This window comes from Stenotrophomonas sp. YJH_SMC_110, assembly GCF_059369255.1.
Map to the genome: position 1 here is coordinate 1 of NZ_JCAFSM010000014.1, position 18247 is coordinate 18247.

The window sequence follows — 18247 nt, forward strand, 5'->3', positions numbered from 1 at the left end:
CGGGCGGATCAAGGGAGATTCCGGCGTGGGCGCCAAGCTACATGGCGATCGTCGAGATCCAGGCTTACACGGCGGCCCACGCCGGCTCTCGACACCTACGCTGCCAGATTCCGATCAGATAAGGCTTGGCAGCCGCATCCACGCGGCTGACACCCCGCACTCCGACACCGCCCCACCTCTGACAGATTCCGGCCGCTGTTGGTAGGTGTCGACCTTGGTCGACACGGTAGATCCACGCCATGCGTGGATGAATCTCTGTCAGATATCGAATCAATTCGGGGTCAGATCCGTTTTCCGTAGGAAAACGGATCTGACCCCACGCCATCCCTCAGTACACCTGCTGTTGCTTCGGCTGTTGCTTCAGCTGTTGCTGTAGCCCGGGCCTCTGCGGGTGCAGGGCGCCGCCCTGCCGAACTAAACTACCCGCCGTCGTCCCTGCAGGATTGCCCATGTTCGATACCTCGCCCCAGCTCGATTGCGCCGGCCGCATCCTGCGCCTGGACCGTGCCCGGGTCATGGGCATCGTCAACGTCACCCCGGACTCCTTCTCCGATGGCGGCGCGCATGACACCACCGAGGCTGCGGTCGCCCATGGCCTGAAGCTGGTCGAGGAGGGCGCCGACCTGCTCGATATCGGCGGCGAATCGACCCGCCCGGGCGCTGCGCCGGTATCGGTCGAGGAGGAGCTGCGCCGGGTGATTCCGGTGATCGAGCAGCTGGCCGCCCGCACCCGGGTGCCGATCAGCATCGATACCTTCAAGCCGGAGGTGATGCGCGCGGCGGTGGCCGCTGGCGCCGGCATGATCAACGACATCTTCGCCCTGCGCCAGGGCGGTGCGCTTGAAGCTGCCGCCGAAAGCGGCGTGCCGGTGGTGCTGATGCACATGCAGGGCGAGCCGGGCCACATGCAGGCCGATCCGCACTACGACGACGTGGTCGCCGAGGTGCATGGTTTCCTGGTGCAGCGCCTGTTCGCTGCCGAGATGGCGGGCATCGCGAAGAAGAACCTGCTGATCGACCTTGGTTTTGGCTTCGGCAAGAGCACCGCCCACAACATGACCCTGCTGGCGCGTTCGGAGCGCTTCCTGGAACTGGGGGTGCCGGTGCTGGCCGGCCTGTCACGCAAGCGCAGCCTGGGAGAACTCACTGGCCGCGACACGCCCTCCGAACGCGTGGCGGCTTCGGTGGCCGCGCACCTGATCGCGGTCCAACGTGGCGCGCGCATCGTGCGCGTGCATGACGTGGCGGCCACCGTCGATGCGCTGAAGATCTGGCAGGCAGTGGAGGCCGTGCCGACGCCCCGTGCCGACGCTGCGCCGACGATCCTCTGGCCGGACGAAGACTGATGGGCGTCGATCGGCGGCCGCTGGCGATCGCCGTGATGGGGCCGACCGCCAGTGGCAAGACCGCCACCGCAATCGCTTTGGCACAGCAACTGGACGGCGAAATCGTCAGCGTCGATTCGGCGCTGGTATACCGCCACCTGGACATCGGCTCGGCCAAGCCTGATGCGGCCGAGCGTGCACAGGCGCCGCACCATCTGCTGGACCTGCGCGATCCCTGGCAGACCTATTCGGCGGCCGAGTTCGCCGCCGATGCCGGCCGGGTCGTGGCCGACATCGTGGCACGCGGCAAAACGCCGATCCTGGCAGGTGGCACGGGGCTGTACTTCCGGGCCCTGCTGCAGGGCCTGTCGCCGATGCCGGAGGCCGACCCGGTGATGCGCGAAGCACTCAGCACCGAGGCGGCCGAGCGGGGCTGGGCGGCATTGCACGCAGAGCTGGCCGAGGTCGATCCGGCCGCCGCCGCACGCATCCATGCCACCGACCCGCAACGCATCCAGCGGGCACTGGAGGTCTATCGCCTGACCGGCACGCCCATCACTGAATGGCAGCGCCGTCCGGGCGTAGCGCCGCTGCCGGTGCGCACCCTCAAGCTGATCCTGGCCCCGCGTGACCGCGCGGTACTGCACCAGCGCATCGAGGCGCGCTTCGACACCATGCTGGCGCAGGGCTTCCTGGACGAAGTGCGGGCACTGCGCGCGATGCCGGAAATGGCCGCCGTGGAGGCCGCGTTGGACCTGCCGGCGGTGCGTGCGGTCGGCTATCGCCAGGCCTGGGAGTACCTGGACGGGGAGGGTGATGCCGCCCGTTTCCGTGACAAGGCGATCTTCGCCACCCGCCAGCTGGCCAAGCGCCAGCTGACGTGGCTGCGCGGCGAGCTTGATGCGCGCTGGTTCGACCCCCATATCGACCAGGAGCGCCTTGCCGGCGCGGTGTCGGCCTTCGTCGCACGCTGAACCCCCGCCAGCCGTGTAACATCATCGGTCGGCGGGCGGCTCGGGGGCCGTGGCAACCGTCGGCAACCCAATAAGAACAATAATCAGGAGTGTGCAATGTCCAAGGGGCAATCGCTGCAGGATCCTTTCTTGAACGCACTGCGGCGCGAGCGCGTGCCGGTTTCGGTGTACCTGGTGAACGGCATCAAGCTGCAGGGCACGATCGAGTCGTTCGACCAGTTCGTGGTCCTGCTGCGCAACACGGTCAGTCAGATGGTCTACAAGCACGCCATTTCCACGGTGGTTCCGGCACGCAACGTGAAGGTCGGTCCGGGCGGTGGTTACGTGCAGTCGGGTGAAGGTGGTCAGGCAGGTGATGAAGCAGACGAGTAATACCGGAGCGGTGAATGTTTGACCGCTCGAAAAAGGGCGAACACGCCCTGTTGATCCAGCCCCATTTCGGCAAGCTGGAAGACGATGTGCTGGAAGAGTTCGGTGATCTGGCCCGCTCGGCTGGGGCCAGCATCGCCGCGACGATCACCGCGCGCCTGGACCGTCCGAATCCGTCAACCCTGATCGGCAGCGGCAAGCTGGACGAGATCAAGGCCGCGGCCGATGCCAGTGGCGCCGACCTGATCCTGGTCAACCATGCGCTGAGCCCGGGTCAGGAGCGCAACCTGGAACGCTTCCTCGAGCGCCGGGTGATCGACCGCACCGGTCTGATCCTGGACATCTTTGCCCAGCGTGCACACAGCCACGAGGGCAAGCTGCAGGTCGAGCTGGCGCAGCTGCGTCACTTGGCTACGCGATTGGTTCGCGGCTGGACCCACCTGGAGCGCCAGCGCGGCGGTTCGATCGGCCTGCGTGGCCCGGGTGAAACCCAGCTGGAAACCGACCGCCGCCTGTTGCAGAAGCGGGTCGAGCAGCTGCAGAAGCGCCTGGAGAAGGTTGAAGTGCAGCGCACCCAGATGCGCCGTGCGCGTGTGCGCAGCGAGCTGCCGCGCGTGGCCCTGGTGGGCTACACCAACGCCGGCAAATCGACCCTGTTCAACGCCATGACCGGCGCCGAGGCCTATGCCGCCGACCAGCTGTTCGCCACGCTGGACCCGACCGTGCGCCGCATCGCGGTCCCGGGCGGCAGCGTGGTGCTGGCCGACACCGTCGGTTTCGTCCGCGACCTGCCGCATGATCTGGTCGCCGCGTTCCGCTCGACGCTGTCCGAGGCACGCGAGGCCGATTTCCTGCTGCATGTGGTCGACGCCGCCGATCCGCACCGCGAGGAGCGCATCGCCCAGGTGGACGAGGTGCTGACCGCGGTCGGTGCCGGTGACCTGCCGCAGCTGCTGGTGTTCAACAAGATCGACCGCATCGACGGTGCCGACGTCCGCCACGATGGCCAGGATGGCGTGCCCGACGAGTCGCGTCGTGAACGTGTCTGGATTTCCGCGCGTGACGGGCAGGGCCTTGAGCTGCTGCAGGCAGTGCTGGGCAAGCGCCTGGGCCTGCAGCACGTGACCGGTGAATTGCGCCTGCCGCCGGATGCCGGCCGCCTGCGTGCGCGCCTGCACCAGCTGGAAGTGATCCGCAGCGAACAGGCCGATGAAGAGGGCTGGCTGCTGCAGGTGGACCTGCCGATTGCCGAAGCCGAGAAGCTGGCCGCCAGTGCCGATGGCGCGCCGATCCGGGCGCTGTTGCCGGAGAAACTGCCGGAGTGGTGAGCTAGCGGCCCATGGCTGGTAGTGCCGGCCGCTGGCCGGCAACGCAATCGTGCCGGAGGGGCGCGACATCCGGCTGTCATCTGCGGTACAACGGGGTTCTTCACCCCACCGTCATGCCGATGTCCATCCCCACCGACGCCGATCTCAATGCCCAGTCCGCCGCGCTCGGGCAGCGCCTGCAACAGGCCTCGCTGCAGCTGGTCACGGCCGAAAGCTGCAGTGGCGGCTGGATCGCCAAGTGCATGACCGACATCGCCGGTTCTTCGGCGTTCTTCGACTGCGGCATGGTGGTCTACAGCTATGAAGCCAAGCAGCGCCTGCTGGGCGTGCGTGCGCAGACGCTGGAACAGTTCGGCGCGGTCAGTCGCGAAACCGTTCTGGAGATGGTGTCCGGTGCGCTGGTCAATTCCGGTGCCGGCATCGCCGTGGCGGTGACCGGTATCGCCGGCCCCGGCGGTGGCAGTCCGGACAAGCCAGTCGGCAGTGTCTGGATCGGCTGGAAGCGCCGCGGTGGCTACGCCCGCGCCGAGCTGTTCCAGTTCGATGGCGACCGCGAAGCCATCCGCCGGCAAACCGTGGCGGCGGCATTGCGCGGTATCGACGCCCAGCTGTGACATGCTGCTCCGGTAACCGTCCGGAGCACGCATGATGTGGGAAACGCTGGGCACGGTCCGTGACCTGGGCCGACTGCAGGAAATCGCCGTTGTCCTGATCCGCTACGGCTTCGGCGACGTGGTTCGGCGCATCGGCCTGGCCAGCACGCTGGAGCGGGCAGGGCGCCTGTTGCACTGGAACGAGGACCGGCAGGAGCTGCTGCGGATGACCGCACCGGTGCGCGTGCGCAGTGCGATGCAGGATCTTGGCCCGACCTTCGTCAAGCTTGGCCAGGTGCTGGCAACGCGCGTCGACCTGTTGCCGCCGGAGTGGATTGCCGAGCTGTCCGAACTGCAGAACGCGGTGCCGGCCCTGCCGTACGCCGAGATCCGCGGGCAGCTCGAAGCCGACCTGGGCGCGTCGCCGGCGGAGGTATTCGCCTTCCTTGACGAAACCCCGATGGCCGCCGCCTCGCTGGCGCAGGCCCATCGCGCCCGGCTGCATGATGGTCGTGAGGTGGTGCTGAAGGTGCGGCGTCCCGGCATCCGTGACGTGGTCGAGGCCGACCTGCGGCTGCTGGCGCGGCTGGCCGAGATCGTCGAGGCCCGGTTGCCGGACCTGCGTCGCTATCGCCCGGCCGAGGTCGTGCAACAGTTCACCGTATCGCTGCGCCGCGAGCTGGATTTTGCCGCCGAATGCCGCAATGCCGAACGCATCGCGCGCAACTTCAGCGGCCGTGACGACATACTGATTCCGAAGGTGCACTGGCAGTGGACCTGCGAGAGCCTGAACGTGCAGGACTTCGTCGACGGCATTCCCGGCCGCGATCTGGCTGGCGTCGATGCGGCGGGCCTGGACCGGCGCGAGCTGGCGCGGCGTGGTGCCGGCATCGTGCTGAAGATGGTGCTGGAGGACGGCAGCTTCCACGCCGATCCACACCCCGGCAACATCATCTACCTGCGTGACGGCCGCATCGGCGTGATCGATTTCGGCATGGTCGGTGCGCTGTCCGAAGTGCGCCGCTTCCAGGTCGCGCAACTGCTGCACGGCCTGGTCGAGCAGGACCCGCAGGGCGTGGCCGACGTGCTGCTGGACTGGGCCGGCGGCGTGGAAGTGGACGAGAACCGGCTGCAGCACGACATCAGCCAGTTCGTCGACCAGTACCGTGGCGTGCCGCTGAAGGATCTGCGCATCGGCCTGATGCTGGGCGACATCACCCAGCTGCTGCGCAGCTACAGCCTGACTCTGCCGGCCGACCTGGCACTGATGATCAAGGCCTTCCTTACCCTGGAAGGCATGGGCCGGCAGCTGGATCCGGATTTCGACATGGCCAGCGCCGCCCGCCCGTTCCTGGAGCGTGTGGTGCTGCAGCGTTATGCGCCCAGGGCGCTGCTCAAGCGCGGCCGGCGCAGCCTGTTGGGCCTGGTCGACTTCGCCGGCGAGTTGCCGCGCGACCTGCGCAAGCTGGTCCAGGCAGCGCGCCGTGGGCGCCTCCAGCTGAAGGTGGAGACCACCGCGCTGCAGGGCTTTGGCGAGCAGGTGAACCGGGCCGCGAACCGACTGGTGGTGGGCGTGATCACGGCCGCGCTGATCATCGGCTCGTCGATCGTGATGCACAGCGTCGGCGGGGTTTCCAGCCGCTGGTTGCTGGCGCTGGGCGTGTGCGGATTCATCGGCGCCGGCTTCTGCGGCGTATGGATCCTGGTTTCGATATGGAGAAGCGGCAAGCACACGTAGGCAGGTGCACGAAGTGCGCCTGTTGCGGTTCCACAGGAACCGCAGAATCGCGCAGCGATTCCTGTAGAGCCGAGCCATGCTCGGCTGCTCTTGCCTGGGTCGGCCCCGGCGTTCGCGCGCTTGCCGAGCATGCCTCGGCCCAACAAGCCCGCACCACCCCGATCGCCCCGGCACTTGCAGTCGCGCATATTAGTAGTAATACTACTAACCATGGACCTGACCGACACCCAGCAGGCGATCCTGCAGTTGATCGCCGAGCGTATCGAGAGCGAAGGCGCACCGCCGTCGCAGACTGAAATCGCACGCGCATTCGGCTTCAAGGGCGTGCGCGCGGCCCAGTACCACCTGGAAGCCCTGGAGCAGGCCGGTGCGATCCGTCGCGTCCCGGGTCAGGCCCGCGGCATCCGCCTGGTGCAGGCACCGCCGGTCGAGAAGCTGGCCGAGCCGGGCCTGGCCGACAGCGTGCTGCGGCTGCCGGTGCTGGGCCGGGTTGCGGCCGGCCTGCCGATCGGTGCCGACATCGGCTCGGACGATTTCGTGGTGCTGGACCGGGTGTTCTTCTCGCCGGCGCCGGACTACCTGCTGAAGGTGCAGGGCGACTCGATGATCGATGAGGGCATCTTCGACGGTGACCTGATCGGCGTGCACCGCACCCGCGACGCCCATTCCGGGCAGATCGTGGTGGCCCGCATCGATGACGAGATCACGGTCAAGCTGCTGAAGATCGCCAAGGATCGCATCCGCCTGCTGCCGCGCAATCCCGACTACAAGCCGATCGAGGTGCTGCCGGATCAGGACTTCGCGATCGAGGGCCTCTATTGCGGCCTGTTGCGGCCCAACCGTTGACCCGTTCCGTAGCGCATTACCCCGCGGTCTTTTGTGGCGATTCTCTGGTTCCACTGAGGTTGGTACGGATGTCCGATAATTCTTTTCAGAGCGCCGGGCAGAATCTCAGCCTGTGCGATACGTCCGACTTAAAGTGAGCCCATGGCAAAGAAGACCCCCAAAGACAGCACCTCCAACGACACGACCTCTGCAAGGACCAATCCGATGGACGAGAACAAGAAGCGCGCCCTCGCTGCAGCTCTGGGCCAGATCGAAAAGCAGTTCGGCAAGGGCTCGGTGATGCGCATGGGCGACCGCGTGGTCGAGCCCGTCGAAGCCATCCCGACCGGTTCGCTGATGCTCGACATCGCGCTGGGCATTGGTGGTCTGCCAAAGGGCCGTGTCGTTGAGATCTACGGGCCGGAATCCTCGGGCAAGACCACCTTGACCCTGCAGGCCATCGCCGAATGCCAGAAGATGGGCGGCACCGCGGCCTTCATCGACGCCGAGCACGCGCTGGACCCGATCTACGCCGCCAAGCTGGGCGTGAACGTGGACGACCTGCTGCTGTCGCAGCCGGACACCGGTGAGCAGGCGCTGGAAATCGCCGACATGCTGGTCCGTTCGGGTTCGGTGGACATCCTGGTGATCGACTCGGTTGCCGCGCTGACCCCGAAGGCCGAAATCGAAGGCGAGATGGGCGACCAGCTGCCAGGCCTGCAGGCCCGCCTGATGAGCCAGGCGCTGCGCAAGCTGACCGGCAACATCAAGCGCTCCAACACCCTGGTGATCTTCATCAACCAGCTGCGCATGAAGATCGGCGTGATGATGCCGGGCCAGAGCCCGGAAACCACCACCGGTGGCAACGCGCTCAAGTTCTACGCCTCGGTCCGCCTGGACATCCGCCGTATCGGCGCGATCAAGAAGGGTGACGAGATCATCGGTAACCAGACCAAGATCAAGGTCGTCAAGAACAAGCTGGCACCTCCGTTCAAGCAGGTCATCACCGAAATCCTGTATGGCGAAGGCATCAGCCGTGAAGGCGAGCTGATCGACATGGGTGTGGATGCCAAGCTGGTGGAGAAGGCTGGCGCCTGGTACAGCTACGGTGAAGAACGCATTGGCCAGGGCAAGGACAACGCCCGCGGCTACCTGCGCGACAACCCGACTGTCGCCGCCAAGCTCGAGGCCGAGCTGCGCGAGAAATTCCAGCCGGCCGAAGCGGCCCGCGAGGAAGGCGACGACGAAGGCGAAGACGAATAAGGCTTGCTGTGGGGCAGGGTGGCGCCGTCAGTGACGTCGCCCTGTCCCGCAGGTTCGAATCGCCCAGGGATGGGCTGGGCGCCACGGATGGCGCCACCCTTGGAGTACCCATGTCCGACGCCGAAGACATTCCGACCGGCCGCAAGCGCCGGCCGCGCGAGCAGACCCCCGTGCAACGGGCGTTGGGCCTGCTGGTCCGCCGCGAGCACTCGCGCAAGGAACTCACCCGCAAGCTGACGGCCCGTGGCATCGAAGACGAAGCCGCGCAGGCCGCTGTCGCCAAGTTGACCGAGGCCGGCTGGCAGGACGACACCCGTTTTGCCGAGAACCTGGTGAGGATGCGCGCCAACACCGGTTATGGGCCGATCCATGTCCGCGCCGAGCTGGGGACCCATGGCCTGGACAGTGCCGCGATTGCCGCAGCGATGGACAGCTACGAAGGCGACTGGCAGGAAAACGCCCGTGATCTGGTCCGCCGACGCTTTGGCGAGGCCGGCCCGCAGGACCTGACGCAGCGGCGCAAGGCTGCCGATCTGCTGGCCCGGCGGGGCTTCGACGGCGACAGCATCCGCCGCGCGACCCGCTACGACCCGGATGACTGAGACTGGCGGCGCCGGGCCTGATACCCTTTAGGTTTTCGGCGGTCCCTCGCGACCCTGGCCAACGCGGCCGGTGGTCCGGGTCCGCCGGCCCGCAGACTGCCAGCCCCCAATGAACGCATCCGCCAAATTCACGACATCCCAGATCCGCAGCGACTTCCTTGAGTTCTTCAAGGGTAAAGGCCACACCATCGTGCCGTCGGCGCCGCTGGTGCCGGGCAATGATCCGACCCTGCTGTTCACCAACTCCGGCATGGTGCAGTTCAAGGACGTGTTCCTTGGCGCGGAAAAGCGCAGCTACGTGCGCGCGGCCGACGTGCAGCGCTGCCTGCGCGCGGGCGGCAAGCACAACGACCTCGACCAGGTCGGCTACACCGCGCGCCACCACACCTTCTTCGAAATGCTGGGCAACTGGTCGTTCGGCGACTACTTCAAGAAGGACGCGATCGCCTGGGCCTGGGAGCTGCTGACCCAGGTCTGGAAGCTGCCGGCCGAACGCCTGCTGGTCACCGTGTACCAGACCGACGACGAAGCCTACGAACTGTGGCGCGACATGGTCGGCGTTCCGGAAGAGCGCATCGTACGCATCGGCGACAACAAGGGCGCGCCGTTCGCTTCGGACAACTTCTGGCAGATGGCCGACACCGGCCCGTGCGGCCCGTGCACCGAGATCTTCTACGACCACGGTGATCATATTGCCGGTGGTCCCCCGGGTTCCCCGGACGAAGACGGCGACCGTTTCATCGAGATCTGGAACCTGGTGTTCATGCAGTTCGACCGCCAGCCCGACGGCACCCTGGTGCCGCTGCCGGCGCCGTGCGTGGATACCGGCATGGGCCTGGAGCGCCTGGCGGCGATCCTGCAGCACGTGCACACCAACTATGAGATCGACCTGTTCCAGGCGCTGATCCGCAAGGCTTCCGAGCTGACCGGCACCGCCGACCTGGAGAACAAGTCGCTGCGCGTGATTGCCGACCACATCCGTGCCTGTTCGTTCCTGATCGTCGATGGCGTGCTGCCGTCCAACGAAGGCCGCGGTTACGTGCTGCGCCGTATCATCCGCCGCGCCCTGCGCCATGGCTGGATGCTGGGTGTGCGCCAGCCGTTCTTCAGCAAGCTGGTGCCGACCCTGGTCGAGCAGATGGGCGAGGCCTATCCAGAGCTACCGGCGGCGGTGGACACCGTCACCCGTGCGCTGCAGGCCGAAGAAGAGCGTTTCGCCGAAACCCTCGACGCCGGCATGAAGATCTTCGAGGACGTGGCCGGCAAGGCCAGCAATGGCGTGATCCCGGGCGTTGACGCGTTCCGCCTGTACGACACTTATGGCTTCCCGCTCGACCTGACCCAGGACATTGCCCGCGAGCGCGACCTGACCGTCGACATCGCCGGCTTCGATGCCGCGATGGAACAGCAGCGCGAAACCGCACGGGCGGCCGGCAAGTTCGGCGGCGGCGTGACCCTGCCGGCCGAGCTGGTGGCAACGCTGAGCCCGACCCGGTTCCTGGGCTATGACCGCCTGCAGGCCGACGGTCTGAGCGTGCTGGCCCTGCTCAAGGACGGTCGTCCGGTGCAGTCGGCCGATGCCGGTGATTCGGTCATCGTCATCACCAACCAGACCCCGTTCTATGCCGAATCCGGCGGCCAGGTCGGTGACACCGGCGTGCTGGCCGGCAACGGCGTGCGCCTGGCGGTGGAGGACACCCAGAAGTTCGCCGGCCAGTTCCATGGCCACGTCGGCACCTTGTCCGAAGGCGGCCTGAAGGTCGGCGATGTGCTGTCCGGCCAGGTCGATGGCGAGCGCCGTGGCGCCACCATCCTCAACCACTCGGCCACCCACCTGCTGCACGCCGCGCTGCGCGAAGTGCTGGGCACCCACGTGCAGCAGAAGGGCTCGCTGGTCGCGCCGGACCGCCTGCGTTTCGACTTCTCGCACTTCCAGCCGATCAGCGCGGAAGAGCTGGCGGTGATCGAGCGCAAGGTCAACCAGCAGGTGCGTGCCAACAACGCCGCTGAAGTGCACACCATGGCCATGCAGGAAGCGCTGGACTTCGGCGCGATGGCCCTGTTCGGCGAGAAGTACGGTGAGCACGTGCGCGTGCTGAAGATGGGTGACTACTCCACCGAGCTGTGCGGTGGCACCCACGTCAACCGTACCGGCGACATCGGTCTGTTCAAGATCACCTCCGAGGGCGGTGTTTCCGCCGGCGTGCGCCGCATCGAGGCGGTTACCGGCCAGGGCGCCCTGGACTACGTGGACGCCGAAGAGGCCCGCCTGGCCGAGGCCGCTGAACTGCTCGGTGGCAGCGCTGCCGACGTGGTCGAGAAGATCCGTGCCCTCGGCCAGCGCCAGAAGCAGCTGGAACGCGAACTGGAGGCCGTGAAGGCCAAGGTCGCGGCCGGTGCCACGGCCGACCTGTCCGGTCAGGCCGTCGAGGTCGCCGGCGTGAAGGTGCTGGCTGCCCGCCTGGAGGGCTTCGACGCCAAGGCCCTGCGTGACGCCATGGACCGCCTGAAGCAGCAGCTGGGCGACGCGGTGATCGTGCTGGCCGGTGCCCAGGACGGCAAGGCCGCCCTGGTCGCGGGTGTGAACGGCAGCGCAATGGGCAAAGTCAAGGCCGGGGAACTGTTGTCCCATATCGCCGGTCAGATCGGGGGCAAGGGCGGCGGACGCCCGGACCTCGCCCAGGGTGGTGGCGAGGACGGGCCCGCCCTTGCCACTGCGCTGGCTGCAGTCGTCGAATGGGTCAGCCCCCGCCTGTGATGAACCCTGCCGTCCCCCTCCTTGTAGGAGCGGGACGGCTGACGGTACCATTGCGAATCTTTTCCCTTTGTCGTGGTAGCGCTTCTTGACGGAGCGTCAAGCCGGTGGGGGATACCCTTCCACACGGTTCCATGGAGACTTACAAAAATGTTGATCCTGACTCGCCGCGTCGGCGAAACCCTGATGATCGGTGACTCGGTGAGCGTCACCGTGCTTGGCGTCAAGGGTAACCAGGTGCGTATCGGCATCACTGCGCCGAAGGACGTCGCTGTGCATCGCGAAGAGATCTACCAGCGCATCCAGCGTGGTGATGAAGCCGGTGGCACCGGTAGCGAAAATTCTGCCGAATAACGCTTTACCTTCGCACTCGATTAACGTTATGATTCACGCCCCGCTGAGGTGCAACGCACCAGACGCGGAGAATACCCCGGAGTGATGCCCGAGTGGCCGAAGGGGCTCCCCTGCTAAGGGAGTATAGGGTCAAAAGCTCTATCGAGGGTTCGAATCCCTCTCACTCCGCCAGATACAAAGAAGCGCCTGCAGATCCTCGATCTGCAGGCGTTTTTCTTTATGGCCGGCCTTCAGAGCCGTATCGTCACGCCGACCTGGAAGCCCCGCCCCGGCAGGGGCGCGATGTACTTCAGCGGCGAGTTGTGCGGCCGCGCTTCTTCATTGAGCAGGTTGCTGCCATTGACGAACACTTCCACGCCTGCGATGTAGCTGTTGCGCACTGGAAGTTCGCGGCTGACCTGCAGGTCGACCAGGTTGAATGCGTCGAGCGGAATTTCCTCACTGACATTGCGACCCAGGTACTTCTGCGCGTCGTAGTAGGTGCTGGACAGTTGTGCCTTCCAGCCTTCGCGCTGCCACTGCAGGTTGGCGCCGTAGCGGTTGGTCGGCATGTTCGGCAGATACTCGCCGTCGTTGTGGGCGCGCAGCGAATCCGGGTGGTCGGCCTTGTTCTTCACCAGGTCGGCGAAGGCGGAGACGTTCAACGTGCCATAGCGGCCCAGGTCCAATGCCTGCGACGCGTCGATCTCGAAGCCCTTCACCGTGGTGTCGGTCTGCTTCCAGTACTTCAGCGGCAGGCGGTTGGCGGTCTGCAGGCCGGAATAGCCGAGATAGAGGTAGTTCTCGTACCGCATCCGGTACGCGGTGGCGGACAGCTCGAAACCGCCGAGGTGGAACAGGCCGGTCAGTTCCAGGTTCTTCGCGCGCTCCGGTTCCAGGTTCTGGTTGCCTTCTTCCTGTGTCATCACCGAATAGTGCGCGTTGCTGGCATACAGCTCGTTGATCTCCGGGGCGCGCTGTGAGGATGAGTAACGGACCTTGGCCGCGAACAAGGGGCCGAGCTCGACGTACGAGCCGAGGCTGTAGCTGTTGAGCCGGTAGTCGCGGTCCTGCAGTTTCGTGTTGGCGGCATTGCGCGCGGTCTTGAAGCGGCTGGGCTGTAGTGCGTGGTCGACCCGTTCGTGGCGTACGCCAGCATCGAAGGTAACCCAGCCGACGTCCACCGTTTCCTTCAGGAATACCGCATTGCTGCGGGTGTCCACGTCCGGCAGGTAGCGCTGCGAGCCGCTGCCGCTGACATCACGCGACTGGTGGCTGAAACCGACCAGGCCGCTGAGCGGGCCGACGCGTTGATGGCTGAGCAGCAACTCGGCCTGGGTGCTCTCGAAATCGTAGTCGTTTGCCCTGGTGGTACCCAGCCGCTCGCCTGAAGTGTTGTCCAGCCTGGACACGCGGAGTTCCGCGCGCTCGAACCACGGCAGCGGATCACGCAGCAGGGCTTCCAGCGCGTAGCGCTGCTGCTTGATCACCACGCCCACCGGCAGGCCATCGGCATGGTTGGAACCGAACGACAGGTTCTGCATCGAGAAGCCCGGCACGCCGTACTCGCTGTCCTTGGCATCGATGCTGACACCGACGTAGCCGCGGTCAAAGAACAGGGTCGAGCCGAAGGCCACCTGCGCGTTGCGCGCATGGCTGTTGCCCAGCCGATGATGGTAGTCGGGCGTCACATCATTGTTGATCTGCTTCTGCACGTATGAAGGCGTGCCGGCGACATAGGCAGGATTGACCGGGTTGATATAGGTGCGGCGCTGCCAGACCGAGGTCGGGTTGTTGGTGTAGAACGAGAATTCACCATCGGCCCAGTCAGGATTCTCGGTCATGAACTGGTCGATGTAAGGATGCGAGGCCTTGTTGTAGATCTGCTGTACGCGTGCTTCCTTCTGGCAGCTGTCGGCCAGCGCCGAGTTGACGCCGCCGGTCGGCGGGAACAGTCGGGTGTTGCAGACACGGGCCTTGCTGTTGCCGGGGATGTCGTAGTGCGAGATGCGCTGGCGCGAGACCTGCAGGTTGGTCGAGAGGTTGCGCTGGTTGTTGAAGTTCATGCGGAAGCCCTGCGCATCGGCGGCATTGAAGCCCTTGCGCAGGACCAGTTCCATCGACTGGTCCTTGTCTTCCATGCTGCGCGAGATCAGGCCCGAATCGATCTCGACGCTGCCGCCGATCGCATTGCCGCCATAGCGCACCGTGTCCGAGGACTTGTTGACGGTGACGCTGCGCACGAACAGTGGATCGAACGGAATGTTGATGTCGCCGCTGATCGCGTTCATGCCGAGGATGGACTGGCCGTCCTGCAGGATCTGCACGCGGTTGCCACTGAGGCTGCGGATGACCGGGGCGCCCGCGTTCGGCCCGAAGGCGGTGCTCTGCACGCCGGAGACGTGTTCGAGCAGGCCGCCGAGGGTGCGGTTCTGCGCCTGCGGATTGTCGACGGTGACCCGGCTGTCGATGCGCGAGGGCTGGGAGGCCTGGACCTGGAGGGTGGGGAGGGTGGGTTCGTCCGCGGCCTGGGCGGTGTGGACGGCGAACAGAATGGCAGCAGCAAGCAGGTGGCGACGCATGGCAGGACTCGTGAAGGCGAAGTGAAATATTATAACGTAACTCTTTGTATCGGCAAGGACGGATGAGACCTTGCCGCCAGACCGAAATCGCGGGGGCGCGAATGAGGTTGCCGCGTGTTCAGCGCCCCGCCTTGCGCCGGGCGCCGATGCTGTGCACGATCCGAGGCGCTGCGCCCCACAACGCGTCACGCAGAATCTTCTTCACTGGAACGGAGCAACGTATGAAGCTGTTGTCCGCTGTGTTGTTGTCTGCGCTTTCACTCCCCGCCGTTCCGGCGCTGGCTGTGGAGACTTCGCCTTCCCCCCTGCTGGGGCGCTGGTCGCTGGATATCGCCACGTCTGCGATACCCGAAGCGCAGCGCCCGAAGCACGTGGTGCTCGAGTTCAAGGACGCCGGTGGTGGCCGCTGGAGCTCGCACGTGGACATCGTCCTGCACGACGGCAAGACCATGAAATCCGACGGCACGCTGGCCCTGGATGGCACGCCCGGCGCCCTGTCCGGCACCTATGGCGCGGACAAGGCCAACCTGAAACTGCCTGCACCGAACACGCTGGTGATGCAGCTGGTGGACCATGGCACGCCGGCCTCCACCCGCATCTACACCGTGGCGGATGACCAGGCGACGATGACCGAGACCAAGGCGTTCTACGGTCATGACGGTACGCCGATCCTGCAGACCAACCTGTTCAAGCGCATGCCGTAGCGATGCTGCATTCACCACGCCCGCAGGGCAGGCGTGGTGAATGCAACGGCCCTACACGGCGGCGGCCGGATCGCGCTTGCCGGTGTCGATGCCGTACTTGTCGATCGCGTCCTGCATCCGCGAGCGTTCGATGCGGCCTTCGTCGGCCAGCGACTTCAGGGCCGCCAGTACGATGAAGTGGCGATCCACTTCGAAGAACGTGCGCAGCGATTCACGCGTGTCGGAACGGCCGAAGCCATCGGTCCCCAATGCGGTGAAGCGGCGGTCGTTGATGAAGGGACGGATCTGGTCGCCGACGATCTTCATGTAGTCGGTGGCCACCACCACCGGGCCTTCATGACCCTGCAGGCACTGCTGCACGTAGGGCACGCGCGGTTCTTCGGCCGGATGCAGCAGGTTCCAGCGCTCGGCGGACAGCCCGTCGCGGCGCAGTTCGGTCAGGCTGGTCGCGCTCCACACATCGCTGGCGATGCCGAAGTCCTGCTGCAGCAGGTCTGCCGCGGCTTCCACTTCGCGCAGGATCGAGCCGCTGCCCATCAGCTGCACGCGTGGCTGCAAGGCGTTGTCGGCGGCTGCCGGATGCAGCAGGTACAGGCCCTTCAGGATGCCGGCTTCGGTGCCTTCGGGCAGTGCCGGCTGCGGGTAGTTCTCGTTGAGTACGGTGATGTAGTAGTAGATGTCTTCCTGGTCGACATACATGCGGCGCAGGCCGTCGTGGATGATCACCGCCAGTTCGTAGTTGTAGGTCGGGTCGTAGGACACGCAGCTCGGAATCACCGACGACAGCACGTGGCTGTGGCCGTCATCGTGCTGCAGGCCTTCGCCCATCAGCGTGGTGCGGCCCGACGTGGCACCGAGCAGGAAGCCGCGGGTACGCGCGTCGGCAGCGGCCCAGGCCAGGTCACCGACGCGCTGCAGGCCGAACATCGAATAGAAGATGTAGAACGGAATCGTGGCCAGGCCGTGGTTGCTGTAGGCGGTGCCGGCGGCGATCCATGAACAGATCGCACCGGATTCGTTGATGCCTTCCTGCAGGATCTGACCGTCCTTGGCTTCCTTGTAATAGCTCAGCTGGCCGGCATCCTGCGGGGTGTACAGCTGGCCCAGGTAGGAGTGGATGCCGATCTGGCGGAACAGGCCTTCCATGCCGAAGGTGCGCGATTCATCGGGCACGATCGGAATCACCAGCTTGCCCAGATCCGGGTCCTTCAGCAGGCTGGTGAGGATGCGCACGAAGCCCATGGTGGTGGACTGGCCGCGATCGCCACTGCCCTGCAGCTGGGTGTTGAAGATCGACAGCGGCGGCAGCGGCAGCGGATCCACCTTGGCCAGGCGCGCCGGCAGCTGCCCACCCTGGATGCGGCGGCGTTCGGCGAAGTAGGCGGCCTCGGCGCTGCCCGGTTCCGGGCGCAGATAGGGCATCTCCTCCAGCTGCTCGTCGCTGACCGGCAGGTTGAAGCGGCCGCGGAAGGCGCGTACTGCATCGGCGCTCATCTTCTTCAGCTGGTGGTTGATGTTCTGGCCTTCGCCGGCTTCGCCCATGCCGAAACCCTTGACCGTCTTGGCCAGGATCACCGTCGGCCGGCCGCGGGTGTTCACCGCCTGCTGGTAGGCGGCGTACACCTTCTGCGGATCGTGGCCACCACGTGCCAGCGCCCAGATGTCGTCATCGCTCATGTGCGCGACCAGCTCCAGCAGCTCGGGGTAACGGCCGAAGAAATGCTCGCGCACGTAAGCACCGCTCTGCGACTTGAAGGTCTGGTAGTCGCCATCCACGCATTCCATCATGCGCTGGCGCAGCAGGCCGCTGTGGTCGCGGGCCAGCAGGTCGTCCCAGCCACTGCCCCAGATCAGCTTGATCACGTTCCAGCCGGTCGCGCGGAACGTGCCTTCCAGTTCCTGGATGACCTTGGCGTTGCCGCGCACCGGACCGTCCAGGCGCTGCAGGTTGCAGTTGACCACGAACACGATGTTGTCCAGCCGCTCGCGGCCGGCCAGCGAAATCGCCGCCAGCGATTCGGGCTGGTCCATCTCGCCGTCGCCGAGGAAGGCCCAGACCTTGCGGTCCTGGTGCTGCTTCAGGCCGCGGTACTCAAGGTAACGCATGTAGCGCGCCTGGTAGGCGGCGGTCAGCGGGCCCAACCCCATCGACACGGTGGGGAACTGCCAGAACTCCGGCATCAGGCGCGGGTGTGGATACGAAGACAGGCCGTCACGACCGGCTTCGCGGCGGAAGTTGTCCATCCGTGCCGGATCGATGCGCCCTTCCACGTACGCACGGCCATAGATGCCCGGCGCGGAATGGCCCTGGATGTAGATCATGTCGCCGTCGAAGGTGTCGGTACGGCCACGGAAGAAGTGGTCGAAGCCCACGTCGTACAGCACCGCCGCCGACTGGTAGGTGGCGATGTGGCCGCCGACGTTGGAGTGCTTGCCGGCGCGCAGCACCATCACCATCGCATTCCAGCGGATCATCGCGTTCAGGCGGCGCTCGATGGCCAGGTCGCCCGGGTAGGCCGGCTGGCGCTCCGGCGGGATGGTGTTGACGTAGGCGGTCCACGCGCGCGCATGCAGATCGCCGTGCCGCTGCGCATCCAGCTCGCTGAGCTGGTCGATCAGGTAATGCGCGCGTGGCCGGCCACCGGCCTGCATCACCGCCTCCAGCGATTCACGCCACTCCCGCGTTTCCAGCGGGTCGGTATCGAAGGGGGTCAGGGCTTGGTTCATGACTGTCTCCAGAGGGCGCCGACTCTGCCTGGGCGACAACACCGGCAGGGCGCACAGCACTGGAGCGGGGTCGCAATGGCGGGGCCGTGACGCGAAGGGCGACCGTGGCGGCCACCGGGGAGGCAAGCG

General features: G+C 66.0%; 14 protein-coding genes and 1 tRNA gene. 13 read left to right on the top strand and 2 right to left on the bottom strand.

From position 1 onward, the window contains the following. The first annotated feature begins 449 nt into the window (after nucleotides 1-449). From folP to AC5P6H_RS18790, 12 genes are all read left to right on the top strand, one after another. Nucleotides 450-1346: a dihydropteroate synthase gene (gene folP, locus AC5P6H_RS18735; protein WP_495202955.1), complete on the top strand. Its 897-nt coding sequence runs from the start codon at nucleotides 450-452 to the stop codon at nucleotides 1344-1346. Then, on the top strand, nucleotides 1346-2299 hold the full coding sequence (gene miaA, locus AC5P6H_RS18740; RefSeq protein WP_134808724.1) for a tRNA (adenosine(37)-N6)-dimethylallyltransferase MiaA: 954 nt from the start codon (nucleotides 1346-1348) through the stop codon (nucleotides 2297-2299). Before folP ends, miaA begins: the two co-directional genes overlap by 1 nt. Before the next feature lie 96 nt (nucleotides 2300-2395). Further along, entirely contained in the window at nucleotides 2396-2671 is a 276-nt protein-coding gene (gene hfq, locus AC5P6H_RS18745) for an RNA chaperone Hfq (protein WP_004152891.1), read from the top strand. Nucleotides 2672-2685: 14 nt separating this feature from the next. Continuing rightward, a complete protein-coding gene (hflX, locus tag AC5P6H_RS18750) occupies nucleotides 2686-3996 on the top strand; it encodes a ribosome rescue GTPase HflX (RefSeq protein ID WP_049405705.1) in 1311 nt (436 codons plus the stop codon). Nucleotides 3997-4115: 119 nt separating this feature from the next. Next, nucleotides 4116-4610, top strand: coding sequence for a CinA family protein (locus tag AC5P6H_RS18755; protein ID WP_005409020.1), 495 nt, complete (start codon nucleotides 4116-4118; stop codon nucleotides 4608-4610). Nucleotides 4611-4644: 34 nt separating this feature from the next. Continuing rightward, on the top strand, nucleotides 4645-6327 hold the full coding sequence (gene ubiB / locus AC5P6H_RS18760; protein WP_032962195.1) for a 2-polyprenylphenol 6-hydroxylase: 1683 nt from the start codon (nucleotides 4645-4647) through the stop codon (nucleotides 6325-6327). Between the two features lie 210 nt (nucleotides 6328-6537). Further along, nucleotides 6538-7173 (top strand): transcriptional repressor LexA, encoded by a 636-nt coding sequence (lexA, locus tag AC5P6H_RS18765; RefSeq protein WP_049442301.1) that lies wholly within the window; start codon nucleotides 6538-6540, stop codon nucleotides 7171-7173. 204 nt (nucleotides 7174-7377) lie between these two features. Then, complete coding sequence (recA, locus tag AC5P6H_RS18770; RefSeq protein ID WP_005412937.1) at nucleotides 7378-8415, top strand: recombinase RecA; 1038 nt, start codon at nucleotides 7378-7380, stop codon at nucleotides 8413-8415. A gap of 110 nt (nucleotides 8416-8525) precedes the next feature. Then, nucleotides 8526-9017: a recombination regulator RecX gene (recX, locus tag AC5P6H_RS18775; RefSeq protein WP_005409024.1), complete on the top strand. Its 492-nt coding sequence runs from the start codon at nucleotides 8526-8528 to the stop codon at nucleotides 9015-9017. A 109-nt stretch (nucleotides 9018-9126) separates the two neighbouring features. Next, nucleotides 9127-11775, top strand: a complete 2649-nt coding sequence (gene alaS, locus AC5P6H_RS18780) for an alanine--tRNA ligase (RefSeq protein WP_126411919.1) — start codon at nucleotides 9127-9129, stop codon at nucleotides 11773-11775. A gap of 147 nt (nucleotides 11776-11922) precedes the next feature. Beyond that, on the top strand, nucleotides 11923-12126 hold the full coding sequence (gene csrA, locus AC5P6H_RS18785) for a carbon storage regulator CsrA (RefSeq protein ID WP_004152909.1): 204 nt from the start codon (nucleotides 11923-11925) through the stop codon (nucleotides 12124-12126). 78 nt (nucleotides 12127-12204) lie between these two features. Further along, nucleotides 12205-12297: transfer RNA gene (locus tag AC5P6H_RS18790), tRNA-Ser, on the top strand. Nucleotides 12298-12356: 59 nt separating this feature from the next. Here AC5P6H_RS18790 and AC5P6H_RS18795 read toward each other — a convergent pair. Continuing rightward, nucleotides 12357-14687 carry a TonB-dependent receptor gene (locus tag AC5P6H_RS18795; RefSeq protein ID WP_495202956.1) on the bottom strand — a complete coding sequence of 777 codons (2331 nt, stop codon included), beginning with the start codon at nucleotides 14685-14687 and terminating at the stop codon, nucleotides 12357-12359. Between the two features lie 221 nt (nucleotides 14688-14908). Between AC5P6H_RS18795 and AC5P6H_RS18800 the strand changes: the two genes are divergently transcribed. Further along, the gene (locus tag AC5P6H_RS18800) at nucleotides 14909-15391 is read left to right on the top strand and encodes a LuxR family transcriptional regulator (RefSeq protein ID WP_134808720.1); all 483 of its coding nucleotides are present in this window, start codon (nucleotides 14909-14911) and stop codon (nucleotides 15389-15391) included. 51 nt (nucleotides 15392-15442) lie between these two features. On the opposite strand, the gene aceE is transcribed toward AC5P6H_RS18800, so the two are convergent. Next, complete coding sequence (gene aceE / locus AC5P6H_RS18805) at nucleotides 15443-18118, bottom strand: pyruvate dehydrogenase (acetyl-transferring), homodimeric type (protein WP_478409553.1); 2676 nt, start codon at nucleotides 18116-18118, stop codon at nucleotides 15443-15445. Between the last annotated feature and the right edge of the window lie 129 nt (nucleotides 18119-18247).

Bases quoted from the DNA above. Each gene is read 5' to 3' on its own strand.
- AC5P6H_RS18800 (WP_134808720.1), top strand. From the start codon at position 14,909: ATGAAGCTGTTGTCCGCTGTGTTGTTGTCTGCGCTTTCACTCCCCGCC.
- recA (WP_005412937.1), top strand. From the start codon at position 7,378: ATGGACGAGAACAAGAAGCGCGCCCTCGCTGCAGCTCTGGGCCAGATC.
- alaS (WP_126411919.1), top strand. From the start codon at position 9,127: ATGAACGCATCCGCCAAATTCACGACATCCCAGATCCGCAGCGACTTC.
- folP (WP_495202955.1), top strand. From the start codon at position 450: ATGTTCGATACCTCGCCCCAGCTCGATTGCGCCGGCCGCATCCTGCGC.
- miaA (WP_134808724.1), top strand. From the start codon at position 1,346: ATGGGCGTCGATCGGCGGCCGCTGGCGATCGCCGTGATGGGGCCGACC.
- AC5P6H_RS18755 (WP_005409020.1), top strand. From the start codon at position 4,116: ATGTCCATCCCCACCGACGCCGATCTCAATGCCCAGTCCGCCGCGCTC.
- lexA (WP_049442301.1), top strand. From the start codon at position 6,538: ATGGACCTGACCGACACCCAGCAGGCGATCCTGCAGTTGATCGCCGAG.
- AC5P6H_RS18795 (WP_495202956.1), bottom strand. From the start codon at position 14,687: ATGCGTCGCCACCTGCTTGCTGCTGCCATTCTGTTCGCCGTCCACACC.
- csrA (WP_004152909.1), top strand. From the start codon at position 11,923: ATGTTGATCCTGACTCGCCGCGTCGGCGAAACCCTGATGATCGGTGAC.
- hfq (WP_004152891.1), top strand. From the start codon at position 2,396: ATGTCCAAGGGGCAATCGCTGCAGGATCCTTTCTTGAACGCACTGCGG.
- aceE (WP_478409553.1), bottom strand. From the start codon at position 18,118: ATGAACCAAGCCCTGACCCCCTTCGATACCGACCCGCTGGAAACGCGG.
- recX (WP_005409024.1), top strand. From the start codon at position 8,526: ATGTCCGACGCCGAAGACATTCCGACCGGCCGCAAGCGCCGGCCGCGC.
- hflX (WP_049405705.1), top strand. From the start codon at position 2,686: ATGTTTGACCGCTCGAAAAAGGGCGAACACGCCCTGTTGATCCAGCCC.
- ubiB (WP_032962195.1), top strand. From the start codon at position 4,645: ATGTGGGAAACGCTGGGCACGGTCCGTGACCTGGGCCGACTGCAGGAA.